Origin of the sequence: Snodgrassella sp. ESL0304, from assembly GCF_013344995.1 — a bacterium.
Taxonomy (GTDB): Bacteria; Pseudomonadota; Gammaproteobacteria; order Burkholderiales; family Neisseriaceae; genus Snodgrassella; species Snodgrassella alvi.
In genome coordinates this window covers 15,453-36,106 of sequence record NZ_JAAEDR010000006.1, presented here as the reverse complement: position 1 = coordinate 36,106, position 20,654 = coordinate 15,453, and the positions used below count along the sequence as shown (strand labels likewise).

The window sequence follows — 20,654 nt, the reverse complement described above, 5'->3', positions numbered from 1 at the left end:
AATTAATAAATCTAATAAATTAATATAAAAATAATATTTTAAATTTTATAAATTTAATTTAACTTATAAAAATATACTTCAATTGAAATTTGAAATGCAATTTTAAATAAATTATATCCTGTACTTTCAAAATACCTAAATATAAAAAAAATTTTACATTTTTTATAAAAATAACATAAGCATTAGATTTATATAAAAAAAATATATATAATGAATTTTATATGTAAATTAAAGTTATTTATTTGTAACATATATAAATAATTTTGTTAATTTTATTTATTCTGCTTTCGCAATACCGTATATATTTTTCAACCACCTGAGACATGTCTTATGGAAAACTTTAATAAAAATTCCGAACAATCATTTAATCTTTCTGATAATGAAATTAATTCATTATGGAATGAAATTAAAACTTGTTTTCAGCCTGATAAACCTACAATTATTTCTAATACTCTGAAAAATACTATTAATGAATATATAAAATATACGTATGATGAAACTGAATTATCAGACGTACAGCGTCAGCAACTTGTCGAAATAGTAAGTAACAATTTTGAGAAAAATATAAATCTTGCTAAAGCTCAATATTATGCAAATCAGGTTGCTAAATATAAGTCAGAAAATAATGAAAGTAATGAATATACTAAAGCTTTAGCAAATCAGAATGCCTATCAGCAAATGGCTATGAATAGCAGCCAAAAAGTTATAGACGGCTTGAATAATTTTACCTCAAAAGGATTACTTTCTAAAGATATCGGTACTCAGGCTCTTAATACTTTAGAACCATCGCTTGACAATATTTATAATCAAATGAAACCAACATATATTCCTGATGATATAGGCAGCTATGGCATCAAAGATAGTATGGGTATGTTAGGTTCTCTATTTAAAATAGCTAAAATGGGAAAGGCTCTTTACAGTAATGATGCAAATCAAATTGCCAAAACAGGAGTATCGATCCTAGGCTCAATGGCTGCAGCAGCTGCTGCTGGGGCTATTGCAGCAGCTGCTGGAGCCTCAGCTCCGGCAGTTATAGCAGCAGGTGTAGGTTTTGGAGTGGGTATGGGAATAAACTGGTTATGGGATTATTTTAATGTAGGAGAGAAACTTGGACTTGACCCCAATGAACCTGCATTTGATCCCTTTTTCGGTTTTGTATACGATAAAACAGGCTGGAATGGTGATTTACCTAATTTTGGTGATTGGCAACATTTAAATCGGGATGGGAAATACCATCTCTATGATCCGCTGGTATTAGACTTAGACGGTGATGGAATTGAAACTGTTGCTGCTGGTGGTTTTAAAGGTGCTATGTTTGACCATGATAAAAGTGGTATACAGACAGCGACCGGCTGGGTTAAACCTGATGATGGTTTTCTGGTAGTTGATCGTAATGGTGATGGAATTATTAATGACGGTAGTGAACTTTTTGGCGACGGAACTATTCTTTCAGATGGCTCAAAAGCCACTAATGGTTATCAAGCATTAAGTGAGTTTGATAGTAATGGCGATGGTATCATTAACGATGAAGATGTCAACTTTAATCAGCTGAAAGTTTGGCGCGATTTAAATCAGGATGGCATTAGTCAGGAAAATGAATTATTTACATTAAAAGAACTGGGAATAAAATCACTCAAATTACAATATGAAGACACTAATACTGCACTTGGAAATGGCAATATATTAGCCCAAAAAGGCAGTTACGAAACCATAGATGGTACTGAACGTACTATGGGTGATCTCAATTTCATGTATGATAGTTTATATAGTAAATTTACTAATCATATAGATTTAACTCAAGAGCAGATGCAATCAGCTAATCTTAGAGGTATTGGACGATTACGTGATCTAAGGGAAGCAGCAGCATTATCAAAAGATTTAGCATCAGTTCTTGAGCAATATTCAAAGGCTAAAACCAAAGAAGAACAATTAAAATTACTGGATTCACTAATAATTGAATGGGCAAAAACAGACCCTGCTTTTGATATCAATAAAAGTATAGCATTAAGTGAAGATTGGGTGATAACCAGCGGAGAAGGCATTGGACTTACCCCCGGGCAGGTAAATCGCGGTCAACATACACCGAGTAATGAATGGATTGCCAGCTTTCAGGAATTGACCAAGAAAGTAAATATTTTAAATACTTATACAGGTCAAACTTCTTCAAAATTCTATGCCTTAACTGAAACTGACCAGCAAAATTTATTGAATGCTATCAGATCAAGTTATGACAATATGGCGCAAGGAATTTATGAAGGGTTATTATTTCAGACAAGATTAAAACAATATATTACACAGATTGATTATTTTAAACAGGATAGTCAGTATATTGCAGACTATAGCGGTGTTGCTACTCAGTTTGATAAAGTATTTCAAGAAAATCCATTAACTGCATTTAATGATTTAATAGAATTATTTGCATACAAGCCAGAGATACGTAATGAATGGGTTGAAAGTAATTCAATATTTGCACAATATATACAATATGCCGAAATAAATAATTTAACAACAGACTGGTTTAATCAAATTGATCAAAAAACATTATTAAAAGCTGGAATATACATTGGATCGAATAATGATGACATCATTAGAAATAATAATATTATATTTGGAATGGATGGTAATGATTCCATAATTGGTAATAACTCTAATAATATCCTGTTTGGCGGTAATGGCAACGATTATCTGGAAGGTGGTAAGGGAAACGATATTTATATATTTTCCAAAGGTCATGGACAGGACAGAATTTATGATATTGAGGGTGCTTCTGATACCATCCAGTTTACCGATGTTAATTCTGACGAAGTCAAATTCCGCAAAGATAACTATGATTTAATTATCTATGGTTATAACGAAGGAGATTCTATCCGCGTCACCGACTTCTTCTATAGTGACACTTACGCCATCGAGAATTTTGTCTTTAAAGACAAATCCTTCACTCTGGATGATTTACGTAAAGAAGGTATGGTGCTTTATGGCACTACCGGTGATGATACCATCACCTTAAAAAATGGCCGGGCTATTATCTATGGTGGCGATGGTAACGATACCATTACTACCGGTAATAGCAATGATGTGCTCAACGGCGGTGACGGTGATGATTCTCTTTACGCTTATGGCGGCGACGATTTACTCGACGGAGGCGCCGGTAATGATTATCTGGTAGGTGGTGAGGGAAATGATACTTACGTATTTGCCAAAGGCCATGGACAGGACAAAATTTATGATATCAAAGGTACTGATACCATCCAGTTTACCGATGTTAATTCAGACGAAGTCAAATTCCGCAAAGATAAAGATGACTTAATTATCTATGGTTATACCGAAGGAGATTCTATCCGCATCACCGACTTCTTCTATAATGACACTTACGCCATCGAGAATTTTGTCTTTAAAGATAACTCCTTCACTCTGGATGATTTACGGACTAAAGGTATGGTGCTTTATGGCACTACCGGCAATGATACCATCACCTTAAAAAATGGCCGGGCTATTATCTATGGTGGCGATGGTAACGATACCATTACTACCGGTAATAGCAATGATGTGCTCAACGGCGGTGACGGTGATGATTCTCTTTACGCTTATGGCGGCGACGATTTACTCGACGGAGGCGCCGGTAATGATTATCTGGTAGGTGGTGAGGGAAATGATACTTACGTATTTGCCAAAGGCCATGGCCAGGACAAAATTTATGATATCAAAGGTACTGATACCATTCAGTTTACCGATGTTAATTCTGACGAAGTCAAATTCCGCAAAGATAACTATGATTTAATTATCTATGGTTATAACGAAGGAGATTCTATCCGCGTCACCGACTTCTTCTATAGTGACACTTACGCCATCGAAAATTTTGTCTTTAAAGACAAATCTTTCACTCTGGATGATTTACGAACTAATGGTATGGTGCTTTATGGCACTACCGGTGATGATACCATCACCTTAAAAAATGGCCGGGCTATTATCTATGGTGGCGATGGTAACGATACTATTACTACCGGTAATAGCAATGATGTGCTCAACGGCGGTGACGGTGATGATTCTCTTTACGCTTATGGCGGCGACGATTTACTCGACGGAGGAGCCGGTAATGATTATCTGGTAGGTGGTGAGGGAAATGATACTTACGTATTTGCCAAAGGCCATGGACAGGACAAAATTTATGATATCAAAGGTACTGATACCATCCAGTTTACCGATGTTAATTCCGATGAAGTCAAATTCCGCAAAGATAACTATGATTTAATTATCTATGGTTATAACGAAGAAGATTCTATCCGCGTCACCGACTTCTTCTATAGTGACACTTATGCCATCGAAAATTTTGTCTTTAAAGATAAATCCTTCACTCTGGATGATTTACGGACTAAAGGTATGGTGCTTTATGGCACTACTGGTGATGATACCATCACCTTAAAAAATGGCCGGGCTATTATCTATGGTGGCGATGGTAACGATACCATTACTACCGGTAATAGCAATGATGTGCTCAACGGCGGTGACGGTGATGATTCTCTTTACGCTTATGGCGGCGACGATTTACTCGACGGAGGCGCCGGTAATGATTATCTGGTAGGTGGTGAGGGAAATGATACTTACGTATTTGCCAAAGGCCATGGACAGGACAAAATTTATGATATCAAAGGTACTGATACCATCCAGTTTACCGATGTTAATTCTGACGAAGTCAAATTCCGCAAAGATAACTATGATTTAATTATCTATGGTTATAACAAAGGAGATTCTATCCGCGTCACCGACTTCTTCTATAATGATACTTACGCTATCGAAAATTTTGTCTTTAAAGATAAATCCTTCACTCTGGATGATTTACGTAAAGAAGGTATGGTGCTTTATGGCACTACTGGTGATGATACCATCACCTTAAAAAATGGCCGGGCTATTATCTATGGCGGCGATGGTAACGATACCATTACTACCGGTAATAGCAATGATGTGCTCAACGGCGGTGACGGTGATGATTCTCTTTACGCTTATGGCGGCGACGATTTACTCGACGGAGGAGCCGGTAATGATTATCTGGTAGGTGGTGAGGGAAATGATACTTACGTATTTGCCAAAGGTCATGGACAGGACAAAATTTATGATATCAAAGGTACTGATACCATCCAGTTTACCGATGTTAATTCTGACGAAGTCAAATTCCGCAAAGATAACTATGATTTAATTATCTATGGTTATAACGAAGAAGATTCTATCCGCGTCACCGACTTCTTCTATAGTGACACTTACGCCATCGAAAATTTTGTCTTTAAAGATAAATCCTTCACATCTAAAGATGTGCATATTTATGTGCGTTCAATTGAAATTCACCTAAACGGCACTCAAAATTATAATATTTCTGCTTTTAACAATACTCCAAGTAGAAACAATATTTTGGCTTCTCAGGCACAAAATTTAATAATGGCCATGTCTAATTTTACGTCTTCGCAAAATGGATCACTGGTAAATTCTGATCAAACTCAACATTTTAATCAGAGCAACATTATTGCCACATCTTGGAATAATTAAGTAGTTTATTATTCTAAATAGCCACCGAAATAAAGTTCGGTGGCTATTTATAATTTCATAATTATTTGATATATTTTATATTATCAATAAATATAATATTATGTACTATCAAGCAGCAATTTCAAATATCATAAAGACAAAGCAATCTTGTGATAAATTGTGTTTATGCTATAAATCATATCAATCAATTTCAACATAATTCAACCATTCATGTTCTGAACAATATCACTGTTTCAGTAGGATATAACACTAATAAATTAAACTTTAAAATCGTTTGGTAGAGCTATTTTAGTTTAGTATTAAGAGCAATACATAAGTACATTCCTCGGAGTAATTGCAGTGAATAGGTCATGATTAGCTGGTTATTACTAAGTTATAATAATTCATATAATCAGGCTATTATTTAAGATTTACATAATACTTTACCTGCAATAAAAATATCATTACATATACTATACCGGTGTAGAAAAGTTACACGGATGCAGTCACCGTATCGTTCCCGACCGCATAGAAGCCGGAACTTTTTTGTGTGCAGTGGCTATGACCGGCGGCAAAGTCGTTCTTAAACATGCTGCACCTAAAACCATGCAGGCCATTCTGGAAAAACTCAGTGAAGCCGGCGCAATTATTGAAGCCGGTGAAGACTGGATCAGCATCGACATGCAACAGCGTCCCAAAGCTATCGATATCCGCACCCTCCCCTATCCGGCATTTCCAACCGATATGCAGGCACAGTTTATGGTAATGAATAGTATTGCCAGCGGTAACAGTAAAGTAGTGGAAACCATTTTTGAAAACCGTTTTATGCATGTACCCGAACTTAATCGCATGGGTGCCCGGATATCCGCTGAAGGTAATACTGCAATTGTGGAAGGTGTGGAACAATTATCCGGTACAACTGTTATGGCTACCGATTTACGCGCTTCTGCCAGTCTGGTACTTGCCGGTCTGGTGGCCAGTGGTGAAACTACAGTTGAACGTATTTATCATCTTGATCGCGGCTATGAAAATATAGAACAGAAGCTAGGCGGAGTGGGCGCTATCATTAAACGCATCAGCGACCACTAATCATCAGTAAAACTCAAGGGCATATCTGCATATAGCCAGATATGCCCTTTTATACATGACGAAGCAATTAAAATTCAATTTGTCATATTTTAAATTTCATAAATATATTAAATAAATTAAAAATAAAATTAATTATGCATAATTTTTGATAAAAAACAGATACTTATATAATAAAAAAATCATAGTATTTTTAAAAAAATATAGATTATTTGATATAAATCAAATTTTATACCGGTTATACAGAGTATATATACACTCAGATTATGATACATAAAGCTTTGATTTATAATGATTAAAACTTAAACATCATAATTAGCGCTGATTCTGACTAGTCAGCAAACTTTATTTAAGAATATAAACTTTAATCAAGGAGATTCAGGATTATGGAAACTTTAAACAATTTATACAGACAGCAAAATAATTCCCAGCCAAGAACTGAAATAAACTCTCTGAAATCAGCAGTTTTTGCAGAAAGTCCGAATTCAGCAAACACTAATGGTCTTATTCAGGGTAATGACTGGGTAAAAGACAGGTACGTATTCAGAAACGGCCATGGACAGCATACTATCAGTGATCAGGGATATGATAGTTCTGACTCTTATTGGCAACAACAACGCAATGATATTGTTTTTGAAAATATCAATTCCGCTGAGGCATTATTTAAACGCTCCGGTAATAATTTGATTATTTACACTAATAACTCCAGAGACTCTGTTATCTTAAATGATTATTTTGACTATAACAAAAACAGCCGTGCATTTACCTTTATTTTCAATGATAAAACGATAACCTACGAAAATCTGAAAAGTAGTTATACCTTTAGTGTAAACGGCGATAATAATGACAATATCATTAATGGCTGGCAGGGTAAAGATCTCCTGTATGGAGGTTACGGTAACGATACTCTTAACGGCAACGACGGCGATGATACTCTCTACGGCGAAGCCGGCAATGATATCTTAAATGGTGGTAATGGTAACGACACCCTTTATGGCGGTACCGGTAATGATACGCTGAATGGAGCTGATGGCGACGATATTATCAACGGCGATGATGGAGACGATATTCTCTATGGCGATGCCGGTAATGATCAGCTCAACGGCGGTTACGGCAACGATACCCTGAACGGAGGTAATGGCAACGATATTCTTAATGGTGAAGGTGGCGATGATATTCTCTACGGCGATGCCGGTAATGATGAGCTTAATGGCGGTGCCGGCAATGATACGATAACTGGCGGTACTGGTTTTGATATTCTCAATGGCGGTACTGGTAACGATATCCTCAGTGGTGGTGATTACGAAAAAGACCAGTATATTTTCCAGCAGGGACATGGGCAGGATGTTATCAATGATAAAGGAGATGATTACGCCATTTCTTACTGGCAACAGAAACGTAATGATCTGGTCTTTCAGGGAGCCAATTCAGTAAATGCCCTATTTACCCGTGCCGGTAATGATCTGATCATCCGTGCCTACGGCACTACTGATTCCGTTACTTTGCCGGATTATTTTGATCAGAATAAAAGCAGCCGTGCCTTTAACTTTATCTTTGATGATAAAACCATCACTTACGAAAATCTCAAAACCGATTATGGTATTACATCCAATGGTGATGCCGGTAACAATACCCTTATCGGCTGGGTAGGTAAGGATATTATGAACGGAGGTAATGGTAATGATGTTCTGTGGGGCAGAAATGGTAATGATATCCTGAATGGCGGCGATGGCAATGACGAACTCAACGGAGAAAACGGTGACGATATTCTTAATGGCGGCTACGGTTATGACACATTAAATGGTGGTGCCGGTAATGATATTCTTAATGGCGGAGATTTTGAAAAAGATCGTTACCTGTTCCAAAAAGGGCACGGACAGGACATTATTAACGATATGAGTAAACCTAATCAGACTTCTGCAATTAATGACCTTGTCTTTCAGGGTGCGAAATCTGCGGATGCTGTCTTTACCCGCTCTGGCAATAATCTGATTATCAGTGCCTATGGTTCAAATGATTCTGTAACCTTAATTGATTATTTTGACTATATATTAGGCAGTAGCGCAAATAGTAAAATAGATAGTAGGTTAGACAGTCGCGCATTTAATTTTATCTTTGATGATAGAACGATCACTTATGAATATCTCAAAAATAATTATACCTTTACAGCTAACGGCAATGATCAAAATAATATTATTAGAGGCTGGGAAGGCAAAAATATTCTGAATGGTGGTGCCGGCAACGATACAATATATGGTGATGGTAGTAATGATATTCTTAGCGGCGGGACGGGTAATGACATACTCTATGGAGGAGGCGGACAAAAAGACATTTTTCAGTTCGAAAAAGGACACGGACAAGACATTATCGGTCGAGGGGTTTTTGCCAGTGATACAGCAAACAGTAATGATCTTATCTTTAAAGGAGCCTATTCAGCCAATACTGCATTCAGCCGATATGGAGATGATTTGATTATCCATGCCTATGGTTCTGATGACTCTGTTACTATAAATGGTTATTTTCTCGGTAGCAATAAACAGGCTTTTAATTTTATCTTTGATGATAAAACTATTAATTATGAATATATAGTAAATAATTTTACCCTTACTTTTATAGGTGATAGTCGTAGAAACTGGGAAAATGGCTGGGAAGGCAAAAATATTTTAAATGGTGGCGCCGGTAATGATATTCTATATGGAAATCAAAAAGATGATATTTTAAACGGCGATGACGGCGATGACTCTTTAGGTGGACATGAGGGTAACGATACTCTTAATGGTGGTGCAGGCGACGATAGATTAGATGGTGGTAAAGGTTCGGATATCCTCAATGGTGGTGCAGGCAATGATATTCTTGATGGTGGGGGCAATGAAAAAGACACTTATCTGTTTCAGCGCGGACACGGACAGGATATCATCGAAGAAAGTTATTATATGGGCATAGCCGTGGAAACAGATACAGTGATCTTTCAGGGGGCACATTTTGCAGATGCAGTGTTTACCCGTTCTGGCAATAATCTGGTTATCCATGCCTATGGTACCGATGACTGCGTGACTATAAATAATTATTTTTATAATAATGTAGATCGTTATCATGTCTATAATTTTGTTTTTGATGACAAAGTAATTACTTATTCCGACCTTGTTAATAATAATTATTCTTTTACCGCTACTGGCGATAATACCAATAACAAAATTTATGGCTGGGATGGTAAAAATATTCTTAGCGGTGGTGGCGGTAATGATTTTCTATATGGGCAAAACAAAGATGATGTTCTGAATGGAGATGATGGCGATGACGAACTCAACGGAGAAAACGGTAACGATATTCTTAATGGCGGTGATGGCGATGACAAATTATATGGTGGCAGTGGTTCTAATGTCCTGATCGGAGGTGCAGGCAATGACCTCCTATACGGTAGTTATAATGAAAAAGACACTTACCTGTTTCAGTATGGTCACGGACAGGATATTATTAATGATTTTGGGGAATATAATAGTAGCCACACCTTATATAACGACGTTATCTTTGAAGATGCCTATTCTACTGATGCCACTTTTACCCGTTCCGGGAAAGATTTAATCATACATGCTTATCACTCAAATGATTCCGTTACGCTAACTAATTATTTTAATTCCGGTTCTTATCAAGTTTTTAATTTTATTTTTACAGATAAAACTATCGATTATGAATATATTAAAAATAATTACACTTTTACGCCCACGGAGAATATCAATAAAACAGTAACAGGTACCAATGGTAACGATATTCTGAACGGAGGTATGGGTAACGATACTCTATACGGACAAAGTGGCAATGATACTCTGAACGGAAATGATGGCAACGATATCTTATGGGGTGAAGACGGCAATGATATCCTGAATGGCGGTAATGGCAATGATATCTTAAATGGCGGTATTGGTTATGACATACTGAACGGAGGTACCGGTAATGATATCCTGAGTGGAGGCGGCAGAGGAAAAGACCGTTACCTGTTTCAGCGCGGACACGGACAGGACACTATCAATGATACTGGAGATAATTATAAATCATATGAGATTGATGATATCGTTTTTGAAGGTGCCAATTTTGCCGATGCAGTTTTTACCTGTTTTGGCAAAGATTTGATTATCCGTGCCTATGGAACTGAGGATTCTGTTACCCTGACTGACTATTTTACTAATAATTCTACTAACGCGTTCAATTTTATTTTTAACGATAAATCCATTGATTATCAATATATCAGAAATAATTTTACTTTTACTGCAAATGGTGATGATACTGATAACATAATCACAGGCTGGGCAGACGGTAAAAATATTCTGAATGGCGGTGCCGGTAATGACATTCTGATCGGCATAGTAGGTAGAAATGTGGATGAGGTTCTGAATGGCGGTGATGGCAATGATAGTTTGTATGGTGACGGTGGCAATGACATCCTGAATGGCGGTGCCGGTAATGATTTTCTTGATGGTGGTTATTCCGCAGACCGTTATTTATTTCAGCGCGGACACGGGCAAGACATTATTCAAGATAGCTATCCCTTCGATGATGTTAATGAAGTTGTTTTCCAAGGTGCTAAGTTTGCTGATGCCGTATTTACCAGCTCTGGCGAAAATCTGATTATTCATGCCTATGACTCGAATGATTCTGTTACTATTAATGATTATTTCCATGATGGCAATTATAATGCATATAAATTCATTTTTGAAGATAGAATTATCACCTATCAAGATTTTCAGAATTATTACACCTATATTACCTATGGTGATAGCAGTAATGACACAATTAATGGCTGGAAGGGCAAAAACATTATTAGTGGCGGTTATGGTAATGACAAGCTATATGGTCAAGACAAAGATGATATTTTGAATGGTGATGATGGAAATGATATTCTAAATGGTAAAGACGGAAATGATATTCTGAATGGCGGTAACGGCGATGATTACCTGTATGGAGGCAATGGCTTTGATATACTGAATGGCGGTGCCGGTAACGATTATCTGGATGGTGGTATTTATGAAAAAGATCGTTATCTGTTTCAGCGTGGTCATGGACAGGATATTATCGATGATAGGGGGAATGATATATCCAGGGAATATAATGATATTGTTTTTGAGGGAACAAATCTTACCAATGCTGTATTTAGCCGTTCCGGTTATGATCTGATCGTGCGGGCATATGGTACTGATGATTCTGTAACTTTAAGTAGATACTTTGATTATAGTGCACGAGCCCATTCTTTCAACTTTATATTTGATGATAAAACCATCAGCTATCAAGATATTATTAAAGGAAATTACTTGTCTGCCCAAACCGGTAAATCCGGCTATGGTCTAACTTCAAAAAGTGTACTTAACCGTGATTTATTGACCAGAAATTCTACTCCTGTAGCAAATGAAAGTCCGGCTGTAGCCACTCAGGCTCAGCAACTGGCTTCGGCTATGTCCGGTTTTACCGCCAGACAGGATAGTTCTCTTTCCGGCATGCCAGATCAGATACAACAATTTGTTCAGCAAAATAATTTTGCTGCCTATTGGGGTAATTAAATCATAGATGATTTAATTAAAGCGGCTACCGAATATCATTTCGGTAGCCGTTTTTTATTTATTCAATATTTATTGTGATAATTTTTTTTGAATTATATCTTTATTGGTATTGATAGCTTAGCTGCCATTTAATTAATCTTTTTTCTGCAGATAAAAAATACCTACGATTAATATTTACTAACTTAAAATATTTGAAATTATATAAATAAAAACACATATATAACCGAGGCAGATTTTATTCTAATTTAATTATTTAAAGGCTTTCCGAATAAAATTAATCTAACTAAATCACGTAATCCACCATCTCCGGCAATCTGAACATAGTCAACCGCTGAGGTCTGAACCATACTGTCTGAGCCGGCTGCAATGACAGCGTACGAAACTCGGCCGGCGACAGCCATACCTGTATACGCTGATTATTATCCTCCCGGCGCAACCATAACCTTATTTGTGCACCGATAGCATGTATTTTTTCTACGCATGCACTGGCAATTACATTATCCTGAATATGAGTTAATACCTGTACTTCCTGAGGCCGGATATAAACAGCTACATTCTGACGGGCTTTTTCTCCTGTGGTAATAGGTTCATGATAATGCCCCAGACACAATTGCCCGTGTTCAATACAGGCATCTTCAAATACATTAACCTCACCCAGAAACTCAGTAACAAATACATTTTCAGGATTATCATACAAAGATGAGGCAGCTCCGCTTTGCTCAACTTTTCCCTGATTCATCACTACTATCTGGTCGGCCATTTCCAGCGCCTCTTCCTGATCATGTGTAACCAGTACACTGGTAATTCCCAGCTGATGATGAATTTCCAGCAGCCACTGGCGTAATTCCTTGCGCACCTTGGCATCCAGTGCACCAAACGGCTCATCCAGCAGCAGCAGCTTTGGTCTGGTTGCCAGAGCACGTGCCAGAGCAATACGCTGGCGCTGACCTCCGGATAGTTGCTGCGGATATACTTTAGCCAGCCAGTCAAGCTGCACCAGTTGTAATAATTCATGCACCCGGGCAGCTATTTCTGCTTTATTCGGGCGAATGCGTTTTGGCAGTACCTGTAAACCAAAAGCCACATTATCAAATACGGTCATATGCCTGAATAAGGCATAGTGCTGAAACATAAATCCGACCCGGCGCTCACGCACATGCAGATTACTGACCTCATCATCAGCAAAAAACAGCTCACCTGAATCTGCGCGTTCCAGCCCGGCAATGATGCGTAATAAGGTGGTTTTTCCACAACCGGACGGACCAAGCAATGCCGTCAGTGAACCGGTTGGTACCTGCAGATTAATATTCTGCAAGGCATGATAATCACCATAATATTTATTTAATTGTTTAATACGAATACTCATAATCGCTACCCAGCACGGTACTTTACTTATTCAGTCGCTTACTGCAATCTGCTCGCGCCGTGCATCTTTGAACAAACGTGTCTGCCGCCAGTCGAGATACTTCTGTAATACCAACGTGCATAGAGCCAGCAAGGCCAGTAAACTGGAAACAGCAAATGCCCCTACCATGTTGTATTCGTTATACATCATCTCTACCAGTAAAGGCATTGTATTGGTTTCACCGCGGATATGGCCTGAAACCATGCTGACAGCCCCGAACTCACCCATTGCACGGGCATTAGTCAGAATAATGCCGTAAACCAGAGCCCATTTCAGATTGGGTAATGTGACACGCCAGAACATTTGCCAGCCACTGGCACCCAGTATCAGTGCAGCCTGTTCTTCACTACTTCCCTGAGCCTGCATTAAAGGGATGAGCTCACGCGCCACAAAAGGGAAAGTAACAAACAGAGTCGCCAGCACCATACCCGGTACTGCAAAAATAATCTGTATTCCATGTGTTTCCATCCAGCCACCGAACCAGCTGTTACTACCGAAGAGTAAAACAAACATCAGACCCGCCACGACCGGTGAGACTGCAAATGGCAGATCCAGCAAAGTTGTCCATAACTGTTTACCACGAAATGAAAAATGGGTTAACAACCAGGCCATTGCCACACCCAGTATTACATTCACCGGCACAACAATAACAGTAATCAGCAAGGACAAACGAATAGCTGAGAGTGCCTCTTCATCAGTCAAAGCAGCCAGATACAATTGCCAGCCCTTTGCCAGCGCAAAACTGAATACTGATAACAGCGGCAAAAGTAACAGCAAACTCAGACACAGCAGCGTTATGCTTATCAGCAAGTAGCGCAGCCAGCGCGGTTCGGTAAGCAACTCATTGGTTTTAACTGTGCTCATCAGTATCGTCCCTGCATACGCCGGCTCAGACGCCATTGCCACAAATTCAGCATAAACAAAATGGTAAAGGAAATTATTAACATAAATAATGCGACTGCTGCCGCTGCAGGCAAATCAAACAATTCAAATTTACTGACAATAATCAGCGGCAGAATTTCTGATTTAAATGGCACATTACCGGCAATAAAAATTACGGAACCGTATTCTCCGGTAGCGCGTGCAAAAGCCATACCTGCCCCCATTACCAGTGCCGGCAAAACTTCCGGCAGCAGTACCCTAATTACAATGGTTAATCTGGAAGCGCCCAGAATAGCCGCAGCTTCTTCATATTCTCCTGATAATTCTGCTAGCACCGGCTGTACTGCGCGTACGACGAATGGCAGGCTTACCAGCAACAATGCCAGCCAGATACCTGCCGGTGTAAATGCTATCTGCAAGCCAAACCGGGTTAATAACGCACCTATCCACCCTGTAGGTGCATATAAGGTAGCCAAAGCCACCCCTGTTACTGCAGTAGGTAAAGCAAACGGCAAATCCACCAATGCATTAACCAGATCCTTACCCCAGAAGTGGTAACGTACCAATACCCATGCCACCAAAGTTCCCAGCAGCACACTGGCCAGCATTGCCAGTAAAGACATTTTCAAAGTCAGCCATACCGCAGCAAGTGTCCTTGGTTCAGAAATGACTTGTATAAAACCATGCCAGCCCAGATCAGTAACAGTCCATACCAGCATCGTAAATGGCAACAGCACCAGTACTGACAGCGATAACACACTTATGCCGAGACTAAGCGAAAAACCGGGCAGTACAGATGGCTGTTTTAAAAACAGCATAACCTTCTCTCCCACAGACCTGGCAGGCACAAACAATACCGGTAGCTGTATCAGACACACCGGCACACATTGGAAGCATCCTGTTCGGGCTATGTTCCAAGCGCAAAATACCAACCACAACAAGAAAATGAATTAACAAGTCAAAAAAACAGAATGTAAAAACAAATTCAATCATTCTGTTAAATCAGAATCAGCCAACAATATAAAAGGCTGTTCGGGTGATTGAGAAAGAATATATTTTTGTAACCTAAGAAGCTGAGGTTATAACTCTTATCGAATCAGTAGTATTGCCCGTATCATCACCACGTAATATCATGGACGTAGGTTATTCAATATAAACACAAGTCTGCAAAAGCGAGAACACAATGCCAACATCACTTCTGGACGAGCGTAAAGATGCGCCCCTGTCGGCTGATATCAAATTCCTGACTGAAGCACTATTTAACGTCCTGCAAAACGAAACTACAGCTACTGTGCAAACTGTATTGCGCCAGCTCCTCAGTGGTAATCAGCCACAAACCATCATTCAACAGGTAGTGCCTACTCTGGATTTACAACAACAGCAAGATTTAATTCGTGCATGCAGCCTGTTTGCACAAGTACTGAATATTGCCGAAGATGCGCACCATGAACGGCGGCGACAAGCATATGAAAATGACAGACAGCATCCCGGACGCACCAGTTTTACTCATGTTATCAACCAGATTCAGCAACAGCAGATTAGTGCTGCGCAACTGGAACAGATTTTGCAGCAAACCAGTATCAGTGCAGTGCTAACCGCTCACCCGACTGAAGTACAGCGCCAGTGCATTCTGTGCTTTCAGCGTCATATCCGCACTATTCTCAGTGAATACGACCATTCTGATAATCACTATAACGAACAGCTAAAGCAACAGGCTGAAGCTATTCTGCTGGCCTTATGGCAGACTGATGAAACGCGCCATTTCAAAATCAGCGTAAGTGATGAAATTTATAATAGCGTTACTTATTTTCCATTGAGTTTTTTTAAAGCGGTACCAGCCCTTTACCACAAACTGCAACAGCAGCTCACTAGCGCGTATCCGCAAATAACTCTTCCTGATGTACTCAGTATCGGTGGCTGGGTTGGCGGAGATCGTGACGGTAATCCGTATGTTAATGCAGATACTTTACAGGAAGCTTTCATCTTTCAGGGTGATACTTTGTTAAAGCATTATCATCAATGTCTGGATGAGCTGCATCAGTTGCTGCCGCTTTCTTCTCGTCGTGTTCAGATTGACAGCAGCGTGTATCATATGGCCGAGCAGTCACCGGATACCGCAACGGCTCATAGCGAAGAACCATACCGCCGTGCTCTTACCTATATACAGGCACGCCTGAATGCCACCTCGCGGCAACTGAATATTGCTCCACACAACCAGCATCATGGTCTGCCTCCATATAAACAACCAGAGGAACTTTTGCAGGAGCTTAATAATATAGCCAGTTCTTTACAACAAAATGGCAGTGCCCTGCTCACACAAGGCAAACTGGCTGACCTGATTCGTTCTGTTTCCCTGTTCGGTTTTCATCTGATGTCCATCGACTTGCGTCAGCATGCAGCCAAACATGCCGAAGTTGTAGCCGAACTGTTTACACATGCCGGTCTTGAAACGTTTGAGACATTAAGTGAAGCAGCCAAACAGCGCGTTCTGTTACGTGAATTAAGCACCCAGCGCCCGCTATACAGCCCTTATATTCAGTATAGTCCGCACACCATGCGTGAGCTGGCTATATTCCAGACTGCGGCGAATATTAAAAATAACTATGGTGAAACCGCTATCAATCAGTGCATTATTTCTAACGCCGAAACCGTTAGCGATATATTGGTGGTAGCGTTATTGCTGAAAGAAACTGGTTTACTGAGCATCAGTAATGAGAAACCGACCAGCCGGATTAATATTGTTCCTCTGTTTGAGACCATTGATGCCTTGCATAATTGCATCAGTATTATGGATAAATTATTTAATCTGCCCTGGTATCGTGCTTTTTTGCGTAGTCGTGATAACCTGCAGGAAATTATGCTGGGCTATTCCGACAGTAATAAAGATGGTGGTTATGTAACCAGCCAGTGGTCACTTTATCAGGCTGAATCGAGACTGGTACAACTGTTTGGTCAGCACCATATCCGTCTGCGCCTGTTTCATGGCCGCGGTGGCAGTGTCGGTCGCGGTGGCGGACCTTCATTCGATGCAATCATGGCACAGCCGGCTGGCAGCGTAGCCGGACAAATACGTATTACTGAACAAGGAGAAGTTATTACCGCCAAATATGCTGATCCGACCAATGCAGAACGTAATCTTGAAGCACTCATTGCTGCTACTCTTGAAGCTACTGTTTTACCCATGCACAACAGTGAGCCTGACAGCGAACTGATGAATGCATTGTCTGCCAGTGCATTCACACATTACCGGCAATTAATTACCTTTCCGGGCTTTATTGATTATTTTCTGCAAACTAGCCCGATTCAGGAAATTGCGAGCTTGAATATTGGCAGCCGCCCCGCCAGCCGGAAAACACTGGCCAAAATTCAAGACTTACGCGCCATACCATGGGTATTCTCATGGACCCAGAACCGCCTGATGCTGCCGGCCTGGTACGGTTTCGGTAGTGCAGTAGCGGAACTGATTGAACAGGACAGCACCAATCTGCAACGCTTACAGCAGCAGGTCAAAAACAGTCCGTTTTTTCAAACCATGCTTTCCAACATGGATCAGGTCATGGCCAAAGCCGATCTTACTATTGCTGAGGCTTATGTAGATCTTGCCAGTGATCAGCAAGCTGCCAGAACCATTTACACCATGCTATCTGAAGAGTTTGAGCGCAGCCGGCAGGCTTTGCTTAATATTTTGCAACGTCAGCATTATCTGAGTGATAACCGCACTCTGGCACGTTCTCTGGCCTTGCGTATTCCGTATCTGAATGCACTGAACTGGTTGCAGATACATCTGCTGCAACAACTGCGCCAGCAGCCGGATAATAGTGAGATACTCCAGCTCATCCATCTGACAATTAATGGTATTGCACAAGGGTTGCGTAATACCGGCTAGATATCATCCTGTTTTGCGGACAGTATTTCCATTCTGTCCGCTCATCACCAGTACATATAACCTAAATTTTTCCAATGAAATATTTATTTTTATATCCAAAATAAAATACTTGGATATTGATATATAAATATATTTAATTTTTATAAAAATCAATGTATTAAAATTAATAAGTAAAAGTGATTACAAATCTGTTACAGTCGCTTGAAATCGATATACAACGACCCAATTTAATCACATAACTTACCCTTTTGCAGAGGAAAAAATATGCAACCGGAAAACAATACCGAAAACGAAACACAGGTTAACGATAATACCGAAACCACAGAACCAATTGTCGCTCCTGAAGCTACCGTAGAAGAGTTACAGGAACGTATTAGCGAACTTGAAGGACAACTCAAAGACGAACAGTTACGTTCACTCGCCAATGAACAAAATCTGCGCAGACGTCATCAGGATGAACTGGAAAGCGCACATAAATTTGCCGGACAGAAATTTGCCAGTGCTATGCTGCCAGTTAAAGATTATCTGGAAATGGCCCTGCAAGATCAAAGCGGTAACTTTGACGCACTGAAAATGGGCGTACAAATGACGCTGACCGAATTACAAAAAGCTTTCGATCAGTCTAATATTAAAGAGATCGATCCTAAAGCCGGCGACAAACTTGATCCACACCGTCATCAGGCCTTGCAAAGTGTAGAAAGTGAGCAAGAACCCAATACAGTAGTTTCGGTAATGAAAAAAGGTTATACCCTGTCCGACCGTGTATTACGCCCTGCTATGGTAACTGTAGCTAAGGCTGCTGACGCAGAATAAACCTGCTTACACAAAAACCGTCAGACCCACCCAAGGTCTGACGGTTTTTTATGTATACAGTTTCATCCCCATCCAATTAAATTACGATTCAAAGAGCAAAAACATGCCGTTCCGGCTATCCATCTGAGCAGTAAAACTGTACCTGAAATTATTGCTCAGCAATCACATCAATAAACACCAGCGGCTCCTTACCTATATTGGCCAAAGCATGCGATTGCCCCTTACGCGCAATCGTCACATCACCAGCCGTAACTTGATAAGATTTACCATCAGAATCAGTAAACAGACCTATCCCAGAAACAATAATATAAGTATCCTCATTATGCTCATGCCGATGAAAACCGATTGAATCACCCGGTTGCAACGTCATCCAGCCAATTTCCTTGATCGCTTCGTCTCTCTTTGCCGCATCTCGTCTGAATGCAAACTGCCCATACAAAGTGCCCTTACCACCTGCTGCGGCATCGCGATTAAAACCAATCAATTCATCTTTTGAATACACATCAGCCCATACCTTACTGGCCATAGCGGCCAGCATCAATGCAAGCAACCATCTAGCTAACATCATTCCACCCCCATATCAAAATTCATATATTTAATTAAGTCTTTAGTTATAACTTCCATATTTTGCTCCATGAGGTTAGACAATTTTGCTATATATTGAAAAATATCATTATTTATTTCTTTATTTTCTTCCTTAATAATATCAATCAAAGTATCTAAAGCTAATCCATATTCACCATAATCAACAAAATCTTTTATTTCATCTATTTCTTTAGAGGTAAAACACTTATTAAGTAAAGAAATTAAACTACAAAAATTTTCTTCTACTTCCTGATATTCAATATTCATTTAATGGCTGCCTTGAAACAAAAGTCACTTATAATCCGGCCACACTTTTTCAGAAGCAAGCCGGGTAACATTACATACCAGTATTACTTCACACGCTCCCGCTCCCCTGTCAGTGCGTGACAATGACGATACCACATACCTATTTCCCATATCGACCCTAACCAGCCAACCATCCACACGGACATTATCCCCAACCTTAATACCACTAATCTGAGCAGCTATTTTTTTTTTGCCGGAATCAAATGAACATTCGAAGCATTCTGGTACATATCATCATAAGAATATGGCATAGAGCTCCCATCTTTAGTGCAGGCAATACCACCAAAACGGGCTCTCTGTTCAAATTTCAGGCGCTTTACTACCTTTTCATTAGCCATAAACCCTCACCCCACAAACCTGTCAGTTGCAGAGATACTAGCGGGTTCATCATAAAGATAAGCAGCGCGATGTAGTACACGTGCGGGCATACTAAACCCAGCCAAAGGAGTCATTTTCACTTTTGGCAACACAAACGGCTGCATTCCTTTTGGTATTTCTGTTTGCAATGGTTCATCACCCGTAGCCATCGGCGGAAACTGCGAACAATCTACGCCATCATTTAAATATGCAGGCATAACCACCCGTGGTGAATAAGGCGAAAATCGCCACCAACCAACACATAATAATA

General features: G+C 39.7%; 12 protein-coding genes. 5 read left to right on the top strand and 7 right to left on the bottom strand.

Features of this window, described 5'->3' with window-relative positions:
* Positions 1-330 precede the first annotated feature (330 nt).
* The 3 genes from GYX91_RS10995 to GYX91_RS11175 all read left to right on the top strand — a co-directional run bounded on the left by GYX91_RS10995 (position 331) and on the right by GYX91_RS11175 (position 12,149).
* Complete coding sequence (locus GYX91_RS10995; protein ID WP_238791296.1) at positions 331-5,535, top strand: calcium-binding protein; 5,205 nt, start codon at positions 331-333, stop codon at positions 5,533-5,535.
* A gap of 447 nt (positions 5,536-5,982) precedes the next feature.
* On the top strand, positions 5,983-6,603 hold the full coding sequence (locus tag GYX91_RS00820) for a hypothetical protein (RefSeq protein WP_174829727.1): 621 nt from the start codon (positions 5,983-5,985) through the stop codon (positions 6,601-6,603).
* A 383-nt stretch (positions 6,604-6,986) separates the two neighbouring features.
* Entirely contained in the window at positions 6,987-12,149 is a 5,163-nt protein-coding gene (locus GYX91_RS11175) for a calcium-binding protein (protein WP_174829703.1), read from the top strand.
* A 283-nt stretch (positions 12,150-12,432) separates the two neighbouring features.
* On the opposite strand, the gene GYX91_RS00810 is transcribed toward GYX91_RS11175, so the two are convergent.
* The 3 genes from GYX91_RS00810 to cysT are packed head-to-tail and all read right to left on the bottom strand — an operon-like array spanning position 12,433 to position 15,254.
* Positions 12,433-13,515, bottom strand: a complete 1,083-nt coding sequence (locus tag GYX91_RS00810) for a sulfate/molybdate ABC transporter ATP-binding protein (protein ID WP_174829702.1) — start codon at positions 13,513-13,515, stop codon at positions 12,433-12,435.
* A gap of 30 nt (positions 13,516-13,545) precedes the next feature.
* Positions 13,546-14,418, bottom strand: a complete 873-nt coding sequence (cysW, locus tag GYX91_RS00805; RefSeq protein ID WP_174829701.1) for a sulfate ABC transporter permease subunit CysW — start codon at positions 14,416-14,418, stop codon at positions 13,546-13,548.
* Positions 14,418-15,254: a sulfate ABC transporter permease subunit CysT gene (gene cysT / locus GYX91_RS00800; RefSeq protein ID WP_174829700.1), complete on the bottom strand. Its 837-nt coding sequence runs from the start codon at positions 15,252-15,254 to the stop codon at positions 14,418-14,420. The genes cysW and cysT overlap by 1 nt, the downstream gene beginning before the upstream one ends.
* 365 nt (positions 15,255-15,619) lie before the next feature.
* Between cysT and ppc the strand changes: the two genes are divergently transcribed.
* Both ppc and grpE read left to right on the top strand, forming a co-directional pair.
* The gene (ppc, locus tag GYX91_RS00795) at positions 15,620-18,322 is read left to right on the top strand and encodes a phosphoenolpyruvate carboxylase (protein WP_174829699.1); all 2,703 of its coding nucleotides are present in this window, start codon (positions 15,620-15,622) and stop codon (positions 18,320-18,322) included.
* Positions 18,323-18,586: 264 nt separating this feature from the next.
* On the top strand, positions 18,587-19,135 hold the full coding sequence (gene grpE, locus GYX91_RS00790) for a nucleotide exchange factor GrpE (protein ID WP_037476114.1): 549 nt from the start codon (positions 18,587-18,589) through the stop codon (positions 19,133-19,135).
* A gap of 148 nt (positions 19,136-19,283) precedes the next feature.
* Here the strand turns inward: grpE and GYX91_RS00785 are convergent, their stop codons facing one another.
* From GYX91_RS00785 to GYX91_RS00770, 4 genes are all read right to left on the bottom strand, one after another.
* The gene (locus GYX91_RS00785) at positions 19,284-19,673 is read right to left on the bottom strand and encodes a cupin domain-containing protein (protein ID WP_238791297.1); all 390 of its coding nucleotides are present in this window, start codon (positions 19,671-19,673) and stop codon (positions 19,284-19,286) included.
* 26 nt (positions 19,674-19,699) lie between these two features.
* The gene (locus GYX91_RS00780) at positions 19,700-19,987 is read right to left on the bottom strand and encodes a MafI family immunity protein (RefSeq protein WP_100126002.1); all 288 of its coding nucleotides are present in this window, start codon (positions 19,985-19,987) and stop codon (positions 19,700-19,702) included.
* 218 nt (positions 19,988-20,205) lie between these two features.
* The gene (locus GYX91_RS00775) at positions 20,206-20,364 is read right to left on the bottom strand and encodes a hypothetical protein (RefSeq protein ID WP_174829697.1); all 159 of its coding nucleotides are present in this window, start codon (positions 20,362-20,364) and stop codon (positions 20,206-20,208) included.
* A gap of 6 nt (positions 20,365-20,370) precedes the next feature.
* Positions 20,371-20,601, bottom strand: a complete 231-nt coding sequence (locus GYX91_RS00770; protein ID WP_174829696.1) for a hypothetical protein — start codon at positions 20,599-20,601, stop codon at positions 20,371-20,373.
* Between the last annotated feature and the right edge of the window lie 53 nt (positions 20,602-20,654).

Excerpts from the sequence above, each read along its gene's own strand:
- ppc (WP_174829699.1), top strand. The coding sequence starts at position 15,620 with ATGCCAACATCACTTCTGGACGAGCGTAAAGATGCGCCCCTGTCGGCT.
- GYX91_RS10995 (WP_238791296.1), top strand. The coding sequence starts at position 331 with ATGGAAAACTTTAATAAAAATTCCGAACAATCATTTAATCTTTCTGAT.
- GYX91_RS00775 (WP_174829697.1), bottom strand. The coding sequence starts at position 20,364 with ATGGCTAATGAAAAGGTAGTAAAGCGCCTGAAATTTGAACAGAGAGCC.
- GYX91_RS11175 (WP_174829703.1), top strand. The coding sequence starts at position 6,987 with ATGGAAACTTTAAACAATTTATACAGACAGCAAAATAATTCCCAGCCA.
- GYX91_RS00780 (WP_100126002.1), bottom strand. The coding sequence starts at position 19,987 with ATGAATATTGAATATCAGGAAGTAGAAGAAAATTTTTGTAGTTTAATT.
- GYX91_RS00810 (WP_174829702.1), bottom strand. The coding sequence starts at position 13,515 with ATGAGTATTCGTATTAAACAATTAAATAAATATTATGGTGATTATCAT.
- cysT (WP_174829700.1), bottom strand. The coding sequence starts at position 15,254 with ATGCTGTTTTTAAAACAGCCATCTGTACTGCCCGGTTTTTCGCTTAGT.
- GYX91_RS00770 (WP_174829696.1), bottom strand. The coding sequence starts at position 20,601 with ATGCCTGCATATTTAAATGATGGCGTAGATTGTTCGCAGTTTCCGCCG.
- cysW (WP_174829701.1), bottom strand. The coding sequence starts at position 14,418 with ATGAGCACAGTTAAAACCAATGAGTTGCTTACCGAACCGCGCTGGCTG.
- GYX91_RS00785 (WP_238791297.1), bottom strand. The coding sequence starts at position 19,673 with ATGCTGGCCGCTATGGCCAGTAAGGTATGGGCTGATGTGTATTCAAAA.
- grpE (WP_037476114.1), top strand. The coding sequence starts at position 18,587 with ATGCAACCGGAAAACAATACCGAAAACGAAACACAGGTTAACGATAAT.